Annotated in this window: 17 protein-coding genes; 8 read left to right on the forward strand and 9 right to left on the reverse strand. The window is 62.0% G+C overall.

What is annotated here, in order from left to right; genetic code table 11:
• The first annotated feature begins 835 nt into the window (after positions 1 to 835).
• Both AC13FN_RS06035 and AC13FN_RS06040 read left to right on the forward strand, forming a co-directional pair.
• The gene (locus tag AC13FN_RS06035) at positions 836 to 1,777 is read left to right on the forward strand and encodes a hypothetical protein (RefSeq protein WP_123958489.1); all 942 of its coding nucleotides are present in this window, start codon (positions 836 to 838) and stop codon (positions 1,775 to 1,777) included.
• Between the two features lie 210 nt (positions 1,778 to 1,987).
• Entirely contained in the window at positions 1,988 to 2,683 is a 696-nt protein-coding gene (locus AC13FN_RS06040; protein WP_313124386.1) for a hypothetical protein, read from the forward strand.
• Positions 2,684 to 2,956: 273 nt separating this feature from the next.
• On the opposite strand, the gene AC13FN_RS06045 is transcribed toward AC13FN_RS06040, so the two are convergent.
• A complete protein-coding gene (locus AC13FN_RS06045; protein WP_313124383.1) occupies positions 2,957 to 3,313 on the reverse strand; it encodes a hypothetical protein in 357 nt (118 codons plus the stop codon).
• A 551-nt stretch (positions 3,314 to 3,864) separates the two neighbouring features.
• Positions 3,865 to 4,782, reverse strand: coding sequence for a LysR family transcriptional regulator (locus tag AC13FN_RS06050; RefSeq protein WP_329764028.1), 918 nt, complete (start codon positions 4,780 to 4,782; stop codon positions 3,865 to 3,867).
• Between the two features lie 96 nt (positions 4,783 to 4,878).
• On the opposite strand from AC13FN_RS06050, the gene AC13FN_RS06055 reads away from it, so the two are divergent.
• The 5 genes from AC13FN_RS06055 (at position 4,879) to AC13FN_RS06075 (ending at position 9,253) form a co-directional block, all read left to right on the forward strand.
• On the forward strand, positions 4,879 to 5,718 hold the full coding sequence (locus AC13FN_RS06055; protein WP_482984848.1) for a type 1 glutamine amidotransferase domain-containing protein: 840 nt from the start codon (positions 4,879 to 4,881) through the stop codon (positions 5,716 to 5,718).
• 99 nt (positions 5,719 to 5,817) lie between these two features.
• Positions 5,818 to 6,549, forward strand: coding sequence for a hypothetical protein (locus AC13FN_RS06060; RefSeq protein WP_069139953.1), 732 nt, complete (start codon positions 5,818 to 5,820; stop codon positions 6,547 to 6,549).
• An 85-nt stretch (positions 6,550 to 6,634) separates the two neighbouring features.
• Positions 6,635 to 7,114, forward strand: a complete 480-nt coding sequence (locus tag AC13FN_RS06065; RefSeq protein WP_482984847.1) for a hypothetical protein — start codon at positions 6,635 to 6,637, stop codon at positions 7,112 to 7,114.
• A 343-nt stretch (positions 7,115 to 7,457) separates the two neighbouring features.
• Positions 7,458 to 7,970 (forward strand): hypothetical protein, encoded by a 513-nt coding sequence (locus AC13FN_RS06070; protein ID WP_482984846.1) that lies wholly within the window; start codon positions 7,458 to 7,460, stop codon positions 7,968 to 7,970.
• A 500-nt stretch (positions 7,971 to 8,470) separates the two neighbouring features.
• Positions 8,471 to 9,253: a 3-hydroxybutyrate dehydrogenase gene (locus AC13FN_RS06075; protein ID WP_482984845.1), complete on the forward strand. Its 783-nt coding sequence runs from the start codon at positions 8,471 to 8,473 to the stop codon at positions 9,251 to 9,253.
• Here AC13FN_RS06075 and AC13FN_RS06080 read toward each other — a convergent pair.
• From AC13FN_RS06080 to AC13FN_RS06110, 7 genes are all read right to left on the reverse strand, one after another.
• Positions 9,250 to 10,014 carry a COG4705 family protein gene (locus AC13FN_RS06080; RefSeq protein WP_482984844.1) on the reverse strand — a complete coding sequence of 255 codons (765 nt, stop codon included), beginning with the start codon at positions 10,012 to 10,014 and terminating at the stop codon, positions 9,250 to 9,252. The genes AC13FN_RS06075 and AC13FN_RS06080 overlap by 4 nt on opposite strands.
• Before the next feature lie 97 nt (positions 10,015 to 10,111).
• The gene (locus AC13FN_RS06085; protein ID WP_054171546.1) at positions 10,112 to 10,489 is read right to left on the reverse strand and encodes a DUF4180 domain-containing protein; all 378 of its coding nucleotides are present in this window, start codon (positions 10,487 to 10,489) and stop codon (positions 10,112 to 10,114) included.
• The gene (locus tag AC13FN_RS06090; protein WP_197657116.1) at positions 10,482 to 11,348 is read right to left on the reverse strand and encodes an alpha/beta fold hydrolase; all 867 of its coding nucleotides are present in this window, start codon (positions 11,346 to 11,348) and stop codon (positions 10,482 to 10,484) included. The genes AC13FN_RS06085 and AC13FN_RS06090 overlap by 8 nt, the downstream gene beginning before the upstream one ends.
• A complete protein-coding gene (locus tag AC13FN_RS06095) occupies positions 11,345 to 11,764 on the reverse strand; it encodes a helix-turn-helix domain-containing protein (RefSeq protein ID WP_241874327.1) in 420 nt (139 codons plus the stop codon). The genes AC13FN_RS06090 and AC13FN_RS06095 overlap by 4 nt, the downstream gene beginning before the upstream one ends.
• Positions 11,765 to 11,897: 133 nt before the next feature.
• Entirely contained in the window at positions 11,898 to 12,356 is a 459-nt protein-coding gene (locus AC13FN_RS06100) for an SRPBCC family protein (RefSeq protein WP_482984843.1), read from the reverse strand.
• Positions 12,357 to 12,358: 2 nt separating this feature from the next.
• Positions 12,359 to 12,673: an ArsR/SmtB family transcription factor gene (locus tag AC13FN_RS06105; protein ID WP_010484635.1), complete on the reverse strand. Its 315-nt coding sequence runs from the start codon at positions 12,671 to 12,673 to the stop codon at positions 12,359 to 12,361.
• A gap of 10 nt (positions 12,674 to 12,683) precedes the next feature.
• Positions 12,684 to 13,139, reverse strand: coding sequence for an SRPBCC family protein (locus AC13FN_RS06110; protein ID WP_482984842.1), 456 nt, complete (start codon positions 13,137 to 13,139; stop codon positions 12,684 to 12,686).
• A gap of 163 nt (positions 13,140 to 13,302) precedes the next feature.
• On the opposite strand from AC13FN_RS06110, the gene AC13FN_RS06115 reads away from it, so the two are divergent.
• Positions 13,303 to 13,827, forward strand: coding sequence for a GNAT family N-acetyltransferase (locus tag AC13FN_RS06115; RefSeq protein ID WP_010484639.1), 525 nt, complete (start codon positions 13,303 to 13,305; stop codon positions 13,825 to 13,827).
• Positions 13,828 to 13,968 lie beyond the last annotated feature (141 nt).

Below are 13,968 nucleotides of genomic sequence, written 5' to 3' on the forward strand. Positions count from 1 at the left end.
CGGGTGAGTTCGTATGCACAACCTGTGGAGAATCCAAGGAGCGGCGTGATTGGAATATTAGGGCAGAAGAAAAAGGGTGAACGCTCGTTGACATCCGAGATTCGAGTGAGGCAGTCACTGTAGCTGTTCGCATCGGGCCAATTCATATTCTATGGATGAGCCGTTGAGTTCTCAGAATTCTGGAGTCTTGGAATGAGTTCATGGCAACGACAGCTTCAAGATGTCGGATTTGCGAAGACCAAAATTTCTAAGAACTTCGAATTAACTGAAGTCGAGCAGACTTTAGGAAATATTGACAAAATTTATGGCGTTGAGCCAATTCAAGAGCTCGTGCCAAGGGTTGGTGTGGGTATGGGTCCCAGCTATAGCCATAATTTCGGATTAGGGGTATTTCCATTTCATACCGATATGGCTCACTGGAGCATCCCTCCGCGCTACTTTGCGCTTATTTGTATCGTGGGATCCCGTGACGTGAAGACAAATATAGTGCACAGAGATAGTCTGATTGGCCCGCAGGAACGGGACTTCTTTAAGAAGGCAATTTTGCGATCTCGGAGGCCGCTTGATGGTCGTCAGGTTCCACTAAGAATGGTGGATGGTGACATATTTCGTTGGGATACACTATTCCTTCAGCCCGTAAATTCGATAGCAGTCCGTGCTGTGCGAATGATTAACGATCGGATTCGGGATGTGAGTATTAGTAGCGTTGCCCTAGATGAGCCTGGCCAAGTACTGGTGGTGGACAATTGGCGAACCCTGCACGGCAGGTCGGAAGTGTCGTCGAGTTCTCGTGGAAGAGTGCTGAAAAGGGTCTACTTGGAGTGAGGGAGGATAGATGGCAGTTAGGGTCGATCACGAGTGGTCAAAGAGCTCCTACTTAGCCAAGTCTGACTTGTATTCGGAGGCTATGCAGGCGAATTCTACCGATTGGCAGTATGGGCTTTGGTCAACTTTCCTCATGGAAATGTTGATAAGAGCATCAATTTCGCATGTGTCGCCGGCGCTTGTGGCAGACGGTTCCGACTGGAATAATATTCTTTATGCACTTGGGCATGCTCCGAAGAAGGCTAAATTCGTTCCTCGAACCGCCCCTATTACAGAATTAATTGGGCGCGCTGAAGAATTGGTCCCTGCGTTTACGCGCGAGCATGTCAACTTTTGCTTGGCACATTTCTCAAAGAGAAACTCGGAGCTTCATTCTGGAAACCTGAACTTTGAAAGCTCTAGCTCGTCGTCCTGGCGGCCGCACTTCTTTGCTGTCTGCGATGTGCTCTTGAGTCATTGTGGGTCTTCTTTAGAAAATCTTTTCGGAGATGCTGAGGCAAAAGAGGCGAGGGAAGATATATCAGCACTTAATGATGGCGCCGCGAAGAGCGTCCTTGGTGCTATCAATGCCCATAAGGTTGTTTGGGATTCGAAGTCAGACGAGGACAGGAAGACGGCTCTGGACCAGGCTGCGGCTGCGTCTTTGCGCCACTATGGTCATCGAGTTAATTGTCCTTCCTGTACCGCCACTGCGCTCGTGCAGGGGCGCGCAATGGGCGTAGCCAAAACATCAACTGCGGAAGATGGTGTTGTTGAACGTCAAGCAATGCGGCCAGAGGAGTTCTTCTGCGTTGCATGCGGCTTGAAGATTTCAGGATACTCAAAGCTTCTTGCTTGTGGATTGGGTGATAGTTATGTTTCGACTAGTCATTATGATGCGATAGAGTACTTTGGCATTGATGTTGATAGGCTGGCGCGAAATATGTGGGAAGATGACAATAATGAGTACTGATCATCAAGGTACTAGCGTCGGTGTTCTTGATCCAGTCAGGCGTCGACTTCTGACTCTTGAGCGGCGTAGCCAAGCAGGCGCGAAGCAATGAGCCGAAAATTTGATCTCGATGCGCGTGCGGAGAGGATGCAGCGGAAGGAAGAGCCGTTTCGGCTCCACGGGAAGCTGCGATCAGTCCACTTTCTGCGAGGCGTTATGTCACGCGCAAGCATGAGCCTTCCGGCGTTCTACTATTTTCTTGGCACCGCGCAGGCTGCTGAAGATATGGATGCTTCGGGCGACTTGCCCTCTCGCGTATCGCAGTCGTACCTAGAGTTCTCAACGCTGAACTCGCTGTCCCTGAACTGCCGGAAAGTCTTTGATCATGCCGCCAAGCCAGACCTTACTGGAGGTAATTTCGGCCGCTTGTCCGACGGAGTGCTTGAAGAGCATGCGCACTACTGGTCCGAGCGAGGAAGCAGTACTTTCGAAGATGCTCATCGCGCCCTCGTCTTTTTAAGGGAATTCTTTCGTGAATACGCGCGGACAGATACTGACCTACTCAAGGCTCCCGGTCGACTCCACAAGCGGATCGGCCTTCTAAAGCAACATGCCGATCGCACGGCAGCGCATCTTTCTTTACAGGAGTACGAGCTCGAACTTCTCGATATGATGCATGTGGTAGCTGCGCTTGTGATCGTGGGGGAGGTGATTCGAAGCTTCGATGCGCCCTCAATGGGTAGCGATTACTTCAACGATATCGACGCGGCATCCCTGGCGGCAGCGTCGCGTACTTTTCCATCTATGCGCGATTTTCGCCTGCTCGGACATGTGAAGGTAGACCAGCAGGCGCGCGCCTACTGGAGGATGTACCAATACGAGAGTATCCCGCGCTTCTTCGATCAGCTCGAGTTCGCGTTGGGGTAGGGCTGACCAAATGCCGGAGGAGGCCTTATGACATCGCCGCGGTAGAAGACTGCGGCTCATTCGGTCTCGTTTGCATGCATCGTCCTTTCCGGAGGATGACCGAACTGGCTTGCTGGGGCTCGCCGCTCTCGACCGTGATCGGTCATGGATGGAGGAATTTGCTCCGATGCTCTTCAGCCGGGTGGAGCTGCAATGTTCGCTCCTGGCAGGAGGCGCGTGTTAATCAATGTGACGCCCAATCAAATCTGCTGTACGTTGCTCCGGTCAGGCAGGTCACTCCGGCCTAACCTCCCGACAAGCCCACTCAGCCAACCCCCGGCACGCCAGAAACAGCCCATCAACCACCCCCTCATCCAAATGCCGCTCCGGCTCCGCCGCTACGCGGCAGCGGTCCGCCGCATGGAGCACTTCCAGCACAGTAAGCAGCCCCACCAACGCGCGCTCGGTCCTCGCCAGGCTCACGCGCCGGCCGGGTGGCACATCATTCTCCGGCCAAGGCAGGCCGTCGGCGCCCTCGCAGCCACGCATGCGCTTGAGGATGCCGAGCAGGGAGTTCAGGTCGGGCAGGGGAGTGTCGTCGTTGATGGGCTCAACGACGGTGTACGAGGAGAAGGTGTCGGATTCGTTCATGGCGTCGGCTTCCGTGGCTGTGCTTAACAGCGCCACCGCGAAGAGGTGGCGGACGATGCATGGCTGCAAACCGGAATGAAGTAGCGTCATAGAACCGGTGGATCCGAAGATCCCCACGCACCGCCCGCCAGAAAGGCCGACGGATTGCCCGCCGGCACCGGTTAAGGACGGTGCCGACGGGCAAGCGCAAACTACAGACGCGTACATCAATGCGGGTTTGCAGACCCGGCCACCCTTTGTCGGTGGCGCGCCATGGTGTTTACGCCGCCGCTCCGAATGCCAATAGAAATTCGCGAAGGAATCGCGGAATCCGAGAGCGAAGGACTATTGTTACACGCGCCATTCGTGCAGCACGCGACGCCAGCAGACGCATTCGCGCAGCTGCGCTGCTAATAGCGAATCAACGTGGCGCAATCGCCCATGCCCCAAGCGAATAGCGCGACGGCCTGCTTTGCAACAGTTCTTAGTCCGCCTCGCCAAGCAACGGCGCGCGATCAGCCGCACACCTCGAAAAGCGGTTCAAACCCGACACCGTTAACAAGCTCGCAGCTTCAGCCAGCGCGATTCTCAGCCGCATTGCCCACCAACAACTCAATCATCGCCCGCGCCGCCGCCGACTGCCGCCGGTGCGGCGCATAGATCACCGAGAACGGCCGCGATCTTCCCCGCAGCTGCGGCAACACTTCCACCAACTGCCCACGCTGCAACCGCTCGCGCACGATGAACTCATAGCTCTGGCAGATGCCGATGCCCTGTTCGGCCAGCGACACCACGCCCAGTACATCGTCGGAAGTCTCGATGGACGAACGCGGCAGCCAGTCCACGTCGCGCCCGTCGTCGCGGAAGATCCACGGCGCCAGCCGCCCGGTGCGCGGCATCACGAAGGGCAGGCACAGGTGCTGCTGCAGGTCGTCCAGCGTCTGCGGAGTGCCGCGGCGCTGCAGGTACTCTGGCGAAGCCACGAGCAGCAGCGGCGCGTCTTCCAGCTTTCGCGCCACCAGCCCGCTGTCCGGCAGCTGGCCCAGCCGGATGGCCAGGTCGAAGCCTTCGGCCACCAGGTCCACGTTGCGGTTGGTGATGTTCAGTTCCACCTGCACCTGCGGGTACTGCTGCGCAAAGCGCGCCAGCACGGGCGGCAGCCGGTAGTGGCCATAGGTGGTGGGCACGCTCAGGCGCACGCGGCCGGCCAGTGCACCGTCCTGGGCCAGTACGTCGCGCTCGGCGTCGTCCAGCAGGCCGAAGGCGGTGCGCACCTGTTCCAGATAGAGCCGCCCGGCGTCGGTCAGGCCCACGCGGCGGGTGGTCCGCTGCAGCAGCTGCCGGCCCAGCCGCGCTTCCAGGCGGGTGACCGCGCGGCTCAGCACCGAGGGCGTGGTGGACAGCGCCACCGCGCCGGCGGTGAACGAGCCGTGCTCGACCACCGCCAGGAACACCTCCACATCGCCCAGGTAGTCGAACTTGCGGCTCATTTGGCTCTCCGGGGAACAGATGTTTTGCGGTGGGGCCAATTTATCGCCGCTGGGGCGATGAATAAAGTGGCCGCCATTCCCCGATAGGAGCTCCCCATGAACCTGATGACCCGGCTGGCCGCAGCGCTGGCCCTGACCCTGGCCGCGAGCGGCGCGCAGGCCGCCAACGTGCTGGTGGTGCTGTCCGACGAAAACCACCTGGACCTGAAGGACGGCAAGGTGCTGTCCACCGGTTTCTATCTCAACGAGCTGATGCAGCCGGTCAAGCTGCTGCTGGATGCCGGCCACGAGGTGACCTTCGCCACGCCGCAGGGGCGGGCGCCAACGGTGGATGCGTCCTCGGTGACGGCGGCGTACTTCGGCAACGATGCGGCGCAGCTGAAATTGCACAAGGACCTGCTGGAGAAACTGGAGCTGACCTCGCCGACGGCCTCGCCGGTGGTCAGCCTGGCGCGCGTCGAGCAGCAGGGCTACGCGCGTTTCGATGCGGTCTACATTCCCGGTGGCCACGCGCCGATGCAGGACCTGCTGAAGAGCCCGGCGCTGGGCCGGCTGCTGGCCGACTTCCACCAGCGCAACAAGACCACCGCCCTGGTCTGCCACGGGCCGATCGCGCTGCTGTCCACGTTGCCGGATGCGGCGGGTTTCGTGGCGACGCTGGAGGCCGGTGCGATGCCGGCTACGCCGAAGTGGATCTACAGCGGCTACCAGATGACGGTGATCAGCAATCAGGAAGAAGAGCAGGCCAAGCCGATGCTGGGCGGTGGCGAGATGAAGTTCTACCCGCAGACCGCGTTGCAGCGGGCGGGTGCGAAGTTCAGCAGCAACACCGCGCCGTGGACGGGACATGTGGTGGTGGATCGGGAGCTGATCACCGGGCAGAACCCGGCTTCGGCGCTGGAGGTGGGGCAGCGGTTGGTGGAGCGGTTGAAGTAAGGCGGGGCTCTGCATCGCGTGCGGTGCCGTGGCAACATGGTGGGCTGGCCTCGTCCTTCCGGGCGGGGCCGGTTTTCCACGGAAGCTCTAGAACACGACATGCGAACGTCTTTTTTCATTCTCTCCGCCTTGTGCCTTGGCCTGCTGTCCGGCTGTGCCAGTGGCCCGGAAGAGCACGCCTCAAGCCGCGAGATCACCAGTGCGTTCGTGGCCGACGACGGCCAGCTGTACCTGCTGCCGCGCTATGACGAGCCGATGCGCTTCAATGCCGCGCCGTTCCGCGAGTACCGGGCGCTGATGGACAGCCCGCTGCGCGAGGCGGTGGCCTGCGCGCAGATGTACTTCCATGAAGACTGGCGCGACCCGGCCAACAAGGCCAAGGTGCATGGCAGCTATGCGCTGCTGCTGCGGCCGGAGCAGGTGACGGCGGAGCAGGCCGCGCAGTTCAAGCTGGAACGGATTGAGGTCCCCTCGCGTGAGGCCAAGGCCGTGGAGGAGCGGGCGCGCTACTACCTGCCGATGGACCGGACCCGCTACGCGCTGGCGTTTGACCGCGCCTGCAATCTTTCAAGGAAGGGCGGCAGCTATTACAGCGCGCTGTTCGAGGGCGACGGCGAGCGGGTGAAGTTGCCCGATGCTGCGGCGCTGGCGGAGAAGGGGAAGCTGGCACAGCCGATCAATGCGCGGGCGCAGCGGATCCTGCCGGAGAGGGAGGACAAGCCGGGTGTGGGTTCGGCGGCGGGCAAGGTGCTGGGCGCGGCGTTGATCCCTGTGGCGGTTCCGGTGTTTGTGTTGAGCCTGCCGTTCCTGGGGCCGGATCATTGGAAGTGATGGGGCGTTGAAGCCAGAGCATCCACGCGTGGCGTGGATCTAGTCGGGCCTTGCAAGTGCCTGAACGTTCATCCTGGAGATCTGTGTGCCCAGCACGCTGGAAACTGCTTTGAAGACCGTAGGTTTCATTGTCCTTGCGGCGCTTCCGTTGGTGATCCTCTGGTTTACCCTTCGGCGAATGTCGGCAACTGCTCGCTCGTCCGTGAAATCGGGGCTGCGTTTGGATCCTCCTCGCCGGATCTCCGGAACATCCATGACCTTGGTGATGGTGGATGGCAAAGAGGATCGCGAGCATTACTTCTTTGATGCGGAGTCCTTCTACCTGCGGCGTGGGCCGGTGCCTACGGCGGTTCCGCTCTCGCAGATCACCTCAGTCACACGAACGTCCGACAGGATCTACGGGCGCTATGTCTGGCAGGTGTGCTTCAGCAAAGCATCGGGCAGAAAGTGCGTGACGTTCACCAACAACCTGACGCTGTTCAACCGGGATTTCCTGCTGTTCCTGGAGGCGGTGCGGAAGGCCAATCCGCTGGCGACCGTTGATCGAGCGAGCGTTCTCTTCTAGAGCGTGTTTGAACTTCGGTATGAACAGTGTCACTGCAATGGCATCACAGGGCGCAGCCCCTGTTTGACCGATGTGATCGATGAGAAATGGGCGTTTGCTGCGCGGTATCTGATACCGAAGCATTCTCATGCGTGGCAGTGCAAGTATGATCTGCGATGAACATGCAAAGCCCGTAACATGGAACGAGGTCCGCTCGTTCCTGCGCGCGATGCGAAGCGTGGGCCTTGTCACCTTTGACGAAGACGCATTTGAGATAATTGTCGAGACGACTTACGTTTATGGCATGCGGCCAATCTCTGCGGAGTAGTTCCGGATGATGTGCCGATCCACGCTGGACGTATCCTTGATTCACGCCTATGCGCTTCCTCTCGGCATATGCGTGGCAGCAGCCGTGGTTCTGATCGCAATATGGCTGGCATCCCGCTCTGGCGGGGTGCCAGCCAGGAATATCGCGCTCGGCTCGGCGCTGGCCGTTGTTGTCGTAGTTGCCTTTGGCCTCGTATATCAAGCGCGGACAGCGTACATCGCCATTACAGATGGCCAGCTGATTGGGTCAGCAGCGTTTGTCCGACTGCAACTCCCGCTTTCCAGTGTCGCGTTGCAGGACGCTTCCGATGCTTCAAGGATCACGCTGCCTCACCGGCAACGTGGGACCAGCACAGGGGGCGTTGAACTTGGCAAGTTCCGCATGCAGAACGGTCGCAACGTCTTCGTGCTGCGCAGGGATCGTAGCTCTGTTCTCGTCACGGCCAGAGGGGATACTGACTTGATTCTGGACCGTCGTCTTCACGAACAGCTCAAAGCATGCTTGGATCAGGTGCGTGAGACCGGTGACCATCGAGGAACACTGCAATGATCAGCAGGAAGTACTGGTTTACCAGGAAGAAGTACGGATGGGGCTGGGGGATGCCGTGCGCGTGGCAAGGCTGGCTTGTGTACGCAGTCGCATTCGGCCTGCTACTGGCGGGTCCGTTTCTGTTCTCTCCATTTCGCGAGCCCATCGCGTTTCAGCTCTACACGTGGGCCGTGGTGTTGGTGCTTGTCCTTATCTGCTGGATGAAAGGCGCCCCGCCCGGTTGGCGGTGGGGGGAGTAGAACGGCCGCAGAAGCTATTTTCGGACGTGTTCGATCCGCCGGGCAAAGCATGGATGCAGTGCCCTTGTGGGAGTCGGACAGCATCGCCAGCAGGCTGCGGCTGCGCCCCCTCTGAGGCCTACCGTCCGTTTTGAATGAACGCTGGACACTTCCCTCGGCGGGTACCCAACGCGTTCAACCGTTGATTGACCAGGGTAGCGTCGCTTAAAGGGGGCGCCGGTGAAGCTACACTGACCACCTACGCCCAATGGAAGCTTGCCCATGTTCTCTGGAAAGGTTGCGGTGGTCACCGGCTCCACCAGCGGTATTGGCCTTGGCATTGCCACCGCGCTGGCCCGGCAAGGGGCCGACATCGTGTTGAACGGCTTCGGCGATGCGGCGGAGATCGAACGCATCCGTACTGGACTGGAAGCCGAGTTCGGCGTGCGGGTGGCGCATGACAGCGCTGACCTGTCCAAGGGCGAAGCGGTGCGCGGGATGATCGAACACGCCGTCGCGAAGATGGGCCGCATCGACATCCTGGTGAACAACGCGGGCATCCAGCACACCGCGTCGATCGAGGAATTTCCGGTCGAGAAGTGGGATGCGATCCTGGCGCTGAACCTGTCGGCGGTGTTCCATGCAACGGCAGCGGCCTTGCCGCACATGAAGCAGCAGGGCGCCGGCCGCATCATCAACATCGCGTCGGTGCACGGGTTGGTGGGCTCGGTGAACAAGTCGGCCTATGTGGCGGCCAAGCATGGCGTGGTGGGCTTCACCAAGGTGACCGCGCTGGAGAATGCGGGCACCGGCATCACCGCCAATGCCATCTGCCCGGGCTGGGTGCGAACGGCGCTGGTCGAGCAGCAGATCACCGCGTTGGCGGAGAAGGAAGGCACGGATCAGGAGTCCGCCGCTCGCGCGCTGCTGGCCGAGAAGCAGCCTTCGCTGCAGTTCGTGACGCCCGAGCAGCTGGGCGAGATGGTGGTGTTCCTGGCCTCGGACGCGGCGGCGCAGATCACCGGCACGGCGCTGCCGGTGGATGGGGGCTGGACGGCGCGCTAGCTGGCTGGCTGCGCCTTACGCTGCAGCATCGGCAGTGCCACCAGTGTGGCGAGGATAGTGAACAGCACCAGCGACGAGCCGACCGTGCCGAAGCCCAGGCCGCCCTTTTCCAGCGGCTTGGTGAGCAGATCGCCGAAGGTGGCGCCGAACGGGCGGGTGAGCACGAAGGCGATCCAGAACAGGATGACCCGGTTGATGCCCTTGATGCGGCTGGCCAGTGCGGTGAGCGCGATGAGGCTGCCGATCAGCAGTGCGCCGCCGGTGAAGCCGAGCCCGGAATCGTCGGCAAGGAAGTCGCCCAGCGCTGTGCCGAGCGTGTTGGAGAACAGGACGGCGGTCCAGTAGAAGCCCTCGGCGCGGCGCGATGCGATGTTGCTGACCGAGATCGACTTCTCCGACATGCGCCAGGCCAGCAACACCAGCGCCAGGCAACCGGCCAGCAGGCTGGCGCCGGTGGCGTAGCCCAGGCCGAGCGTGCGGTCGATCAGGTCCGACATGGTGGTGCCGGCGGTGCTGGTGGCCAGCACCACCGACCAGAACAGCACAGGATGGAAGCGCCGTGCCGACAACTGCATGCCCAGCAGGCCGGCGAAGATCGCCAGCAGGATGGCCGAGCTGGCCAGGTAGCCCAGGTTGAGCGTCATCGACAGCAGGTCGCCGGCGGTCTCGCCGAGCGTGGTGGCGGCGATCTTCATCACCCAGAAGCCGAGGGTGACCGCCGCCACTTTGCTGTGCAGGGAATCTGCGTCTGAAGCACGCATCGAGTGTCGCCAGGTGAGCCTGTGGGCGATGCTGTGGCGGGCGGCGTCGGAGTGCGGTCGGAACCGGGTTCGGTGAGGGTGAGCGTGGGGTTGGCGTTCAGCCCGCGCTGGCGGGGGCCGAAAGGCGAGCCAGCAGGGCATCCCAGTCGGCAACGAAGCAGCCGTTGTGGCCGCGGTTGCACTCAATGATCCACGCGTCCAGCGATTCGCTCTGTGCGCGGTAGTCGCTGACATCGCCCAGCACGGCGAAGTGCAGGCGGTAGTTCACCAGCATCTGCAGCCACTGACCGGCCATGCCGGAGCGCAGCTCGAAGAAGTCTGCCGAAAGGCGCTGCACCGGCACGGCAATCCACTCGGCCTGATGCCCAAGGGCATCGCCGACCAGATCGCGCAGGCCGTTGGCATCGAGTGCGGGGCCCTGCGGCTCGATGCGCAGGAGGCGGGTGGTGCCGATGTGTTCAATGGAATCATTCATTCTGGAGGTTCTGCAGTTGACGCAGCCGGGCGAGGATGTCTTCGCGCAGGCCGGGGATGTAGTGATAGGCGTCTGCGAGCAGGGTGACGTCCGCCGTCGGGACGAGCCGCTTCATGCGTTCGGCGGCGGCAGGGGTGTCGATGAGGGCATCACGCGCGCCCATGACAAGGGCTGCCGGCGGATGCAACGCAGCCAGGCGCTCGTCGCTGATGCGGGGAATGCGCAGCGGACGTGGCCGAACCTCGGCACGGATCAATGCCAACAGGTCGAGCAGCGGCTGCGCACGTGCAGGTGCATGCAGTGGCGCGGGACCCATGACCGCGCGGCGCAGGTGCTCGCGTCCCCATCGGCCAAGCAGCAACAGTGGCAGCGCCTTGAGCAGGAATGCACGCTGGCGCCCGATACCCGAGGGGCTGATCAGGACCAGTGCGTTGACCCGGGCAGGCCTTCGCAGCGCGTAGTCCAGTGCCAGGAAGCCGCCGAACGACAGGCCCACGAATGCTGCGCTTTCCACGCCAAGTGCGTCGAGGACATCATCCAGCCATTGCGCATGCGCGTCGCTGTCCAGCGCAGGTTGCGTGCCTTCGCTCAGGCCCGGTTCGCCAATGATGTCGACGGCATGCACGCGGTAGTACTCGCTCCAACGTTCGGCATCGAACATCCAGCTGGCGGCATTGCTGAGGGTGCCATGCAGCAGCACCAGGGCAGGGCCGTGTTCCGGGCCGCAGCTGACCACAAATGTCGAACCGGCGCGGGTGGCGAGATGGTGCGATTCGTGGGGTACCGGCCAGCCCGAAAGCACCTGGCGATAGGCGGCAAGTACGTGCTGCGTGGGAATGCCGGGGCGCTGCCGCTTCATGCGCTGCGGTCCTGCAGCAGACGCTGCAGGCTGACCAGCAGCGCTGCGGAACCCGCCAGACCACCGATCACGATCAGCTTGAGCACATCGTGCTCAGGCGAATAGATCGTCTCCATGCGCAGCGGCTCATCGTCCGCCTCGCGGCCGGTGACGCGCGCATGGAGGGCACGCACCAGGTCGGCGGCACGTGCCGCACCGCATCCGGGAATATCCACCACCGTGGTCAGCTGTGGGCGCGCAGCGGAGGGCTCCCGCACGGTGCCGGTGAACACGTCGAGGTCTTCGGCGGTGATGCGATAGGACTTGCCGATGCGGGTCGCGCGCAGTTGGCCGCTACGGATATGCCGCAGGACGGTTTTGGGGTGCAGGCGGAGCTGCTGGGCAGCCTGATCGACGGTTAGCAACACGGGGGACATAACGGAACTCGAGAACCATGTGCTCCCTATTGTTCCATGAAATGCAATTTGTGGGAGCGATTGGGGATTGCGCGGCGGCGGCAACAGGGGCCATCTCCCCGGTGCCGCTCGCGCGGGCCAGCCATCCCGACGACTACGCTGGTTTCGCAAACACATCCAGCCCCTTGCCCGTCTCCAACAACGACTTCAGGCTGGACAGCACGATCGGCCAGCCCTGGCGGATGCCGGTATCCATGCCGCTGCCGGGTTCCAGCTCCTCGTGGGTAACGGTCAGCCGCACCATGTCCTGGTAGGGCACGATGTCGAAGGTCACGCGGCTGTAAGCATCCGGGTTGTTGGCCTGCGAGGCGGCGGCCCAGGTGATGACCAGCCGCGAGGGCGGGGTGCTTTCCACCACCTCGCCGACCAGCTCGACCGAGCGCGTTTCGTTGGCGCGCACGTGCTGCCAGCGCGAGCCGGGCTTCCAGTCCGAGACGTTCTCATGGCCCCAGTAGCGGCTGGCGATCTCGGGGCGGGTGATGGCCTCGAACACCTTCTGTGGCGTGGAGGCGATATAGATCACGTGGATGAAGCGGGTGGTCTCTACGGACATCGTCATTCTCCTTCCAGTTCTCGTTTCAGGTCATGCAGCAGGCTCAAGCGCTGCTGCTCGAACTTGCGTACCCAGCGCTCGTAGACTTCATGCAGCGGCACCGGGTTGATGAAGTGCAGCTTTTCGCGACCACGACGCACGGTGCTGATCAGGTTCGCGTCTTCCAGCAGGCCCAGGTGCTGGGTGACCGATTGCCGGGCCATGTCCAGGTGCTCGCAGAGCTGGCCCAGGGTCTGGCCGTTGTCTGCGCAGAGCAGGTCCAGCAGCGTTCTGCGCGTGGGGTCGGCCAGGGCCTTGAACACCTTGTCTGCATTCATGCGGGCGTCTTCAGTTCCAGTTGTCGATCCTGACGTCGTGCGGGTTGGGCTGGCCCTTGCCGGTTTCCAGCAGGGCTTTGAGGCTCATCAGGAACACCGCCCACTTGGTGCTGCAGTGGAAGGTGAACTCGACGCGTTCCTTCCAGCCTTCGTGGGTGAACAGCACGATGCAGTAGTCGCCTTCCTGTTTCAGTGCGAAGCGTGCATGCGTGCCGATCCATTCGGCGGGGCCGACCAGGAACTTCCAGAGCACCAGCTCGCCGGGAATCAGCTGTTCCAGTTGCATTTCCATGGCGCCGATTTCCTGGCCGTTGTTCGTGAAGCGCACCCTGACCGTACCGCCGGTCTCGCGGTCGCCGTGGGTGTCTTCAGCCCACCAGGCGGCGACGCCTTCGGGGGTGGCCAGGGCTTGATACACCTGGCTTGCGGGGGCCTTGATGCCGACCCGATGTGCGATATCCACCATTGCAGGTTCCTCGCGTGGGCGGGCAGGCGCCGCCGTCGAGTGGACTATATGCAGGTAGATGCCTGCATGTCAAATCCGGCCCACGGACGTCCGGCCCTGGTAGTGCCGGCCGCTGGCCGGCATCCTCGGTGCAGCCGATTGATGCGTTGAAAGGAGTACGTGCATGACTGAAGCTGGAAAGGACACCTTGACCATCCGCCGCGCCAGCGTGGCCGATGCCCCTGCGGTGCTGCGGCTCTTCGACGAGGTGATCGAATGGTTCGTGTCGATCGGTAATCTGCAGCAGTGGGGCAGCGAGCCGTGGTCGACGGTGCCGCGTCGAATCACCCAGGTGACTGATGCCTGCGCGCTGCCCGGCGCGTGGGTGGCGCAGAACGCACTGGGTGAGGTGCGTGCGTTCCTGGCGCTGGGTGAGGCGATGCCCTATGTACCGGCGCCCGATGGGCCAGAGCTGTACGTACGCGTGCTGGTGGCTTCGCGCGATGGCCGCGTGCGCGGCATTGGCCGCCGCTTGATGGCGTTTGCCGATGAGCAGGCGCGCGCTGCCGGACTCGACCATCTGCGCGTGGACTGCTACGGCGGTGGCAATGGGGATCTGGTGCGCTTCTATGAGTCCTGTGGCTACACACGCATCGCACCGTTCAACGTGGACGGTTGGCCGGGCATGCTGCTGGGCCGGCAGCTCTGACGCGGCTGCGTCATTCGGTCGCAGCGTGTGTGCAGGAAACGGTACATCGGTTCGGCGCTAGAGTAGGGCCATGACCTGCACGGGATGGCTGTGTCATCCCGCTGCGGGTTCCTGATGACCCCCTCCAGGAAGGAGCAGCGC

It is taken from the genome of Stenotrophomonas sp. 115C5, from assembly GCF_056861055.1.

Excerpts from the sequence above, each read along its gene's own strand:
- AC13FN_RS06035 (WP_123958489.1), top strand. The coding sequence starts at position 836 with ATGGCAGTTAGGGTCGATCACGAGTGGTCAAAGAGCTCCTACTTAGCC.
- AC13FN_RS06040 (WP_313124386.1), top strand. The coding sequence starts at position 1,988 with ATGAGCCTTCCGGCGTTCTACTATTTTCTTGGCACCGCGCAGGCTGCT.
- AC13FN_RS06045 (WP_313124383.1), bottom strand. The coding sequence starts at position 3,313 with ATGAACGAATCCGACACCTTCTCCTCGTACACCGTCGTTGAGCCCATC.
- AC13FN_RS06050 (WP_329764028.1), bottom strand. The coding sequence starts at position 4,782 with ATGAGCCGCAAGTTCGACTACCTGGGCGATGTGGAGGTGTTCCTGGCG.
- AC13FN_RS06055 (WP_482984848.1), top strand. The coding sequence starts at position 4,879 with ATGAACCTGATGACCCGGCTGGCCGCAGCGCTGGCCCTGACCCTGGCC.
- AC13FN_RS06060 (WP_069139953.1), top strand. The coding sequence starts at position 5,818 with ATGCGAACGTCTTTTTTCATTCTCTCCGCCTTGTGCCTTGGCCTGCTG.
- AC13FN_RS06075 (WP_482984845.1), top strand. The coding sequence starts at position 8,471 with ATGTTCTCTGGAAAGGTTGCGGTGGTCACCGGCTCCACCAGCGGTATT.
- AC13FN_RS06080 (WP_482984844.1), bottom strand. The coding sequence starts at position 10,014 with ATGCGTGCTTCAGACGCAGATTCCCTGCACAGCAAAGTGGCGGCGGTC.
- AC13FN_RS06085 (WP_054171546.1), bottom strand. The coding sequence starts at position 10,489 with ATGAATGATTCCATTGAACACATCGGCACCACCCGCCTCCTGCGCATC.
- AC13FN_RS06090 (WP_197657116.1), bottom strand. The coding sequence starts at position 11,348 with ATGAAGCGGCAGCGCCCCGGCATTCCCACGCAGCACGTACTTGCCGCC.
- AC13FN_RS06095 (WP_241874327.1), bottom strand. The coding sequence starts at position 11,764 with ATGTCCCCCGTGTTGCTAACCGTCGATCAGGCTGCCCAGCAGCTCCGC.
- AC13FN_RS06100 (WP_482984843.1), bottom strand. The coding sequence starts at position 12,356 with ATGTCCGTAGAGACCACCCGCTTCATCCACGTGATCTATATCGCCTCC.
- AC13FN_RS06105 (WP_010484635.1), bottom strand. The coding sequence starts at position 12,673 with ATGAATGCAGACAAGGTGTTCAAGGCCCTGGCCGACCCCACGCGCAGA.
- AC13FN_RS06110 (WP_482984842.1), bottom strand. The coding sequence starts at position 13,139 with ATGGTGGATATCGCACATCGGGTCGGCATCAAGGCCCCCGCAAGCCAG.
- AC13FN_RS06115 (WP_010484639.1), top strand. The coding sequence starts at position 13,303 with ATGACTGAAGCTGGAAAGGACACCTTGACCATCCGCCGCGCCAGCGTG.